Here is a 536-nt window from a genome sequence, read left to right as displayed (position 1 = left end):
TGACCATGGTGTACCGCCGCGGGCAGGAGAGCATGTCCGCCTCGCTCGCGGAGCAGCAGTGGGCGCAGACGAACGGCGTCACGGTGCGCTACTGGGCCGCGCCGAAGGAGCTGCTCTGCGAAGGCGGCGCGGTGCGCGGCATGCGGTTCGCGGCCACGGCGGTGCAGGGCGGGCGCCTGGTGGAGACCGGCGAGACCTTCACGCTCGAGGCGGACATGGTGCTCAAGGCCATCGGCCAGAGCTATCTCTCCGAGTACGCGGGCGCCGAGGTGGCGCTGAGCCAGGGCCGCATCGCCACCGATGCCGACGGCCGCACCAGCGTGCCGCGCGTCTGGGCGGGCGGCGACTGCCGTGCCGGCGGGCGCGACCTCACCGTGGAGGCCGTGGAGCACGGCAAGGTGGCCGCGGTGTCCATCCACGAGGCGCTGCGCGCGGCCTGACGCCGCGCCGCCGTCCCCACGAACCCAGAGCAAGACACCGGAGAAGCACATGGCAGACATCCGCAGCGATTTCCTCGGCATCCGCAGCCCGAACCC

Annotated in this window: 1 protein-coding gene; it reads left to right on the top strand. The window is 72.9% G+C overall.

All coding sequences use genetic code 11. The features are described 5' to 3' along the window. Positions 1–440, top strand: a 440-nt coding sequence (locus tag GVN67_RS29170; RefSeq protein WP_160000783.1) for an FAD-dependent oxidoreductase, incomplete at its 5' end; no start/stop codon positions are given. Between the last annotated feature and the right edge of the window lie 96 nt (positions 441–536).

Origin of the sequence: Roseomonas sp. 18066 (genome assembly GCF_902706185.1) — a bacterium.
GTDB lineage: Bacteria > Pseudomonadota > Alphaproteobacteria > Acetobacterales > Acetobacteraceae > Pseudoroseomonas.
Note: the sequence above shows the minus strand (reverse complement) of the source record. Positions and strands in the feature narration are given on the sequence as shown.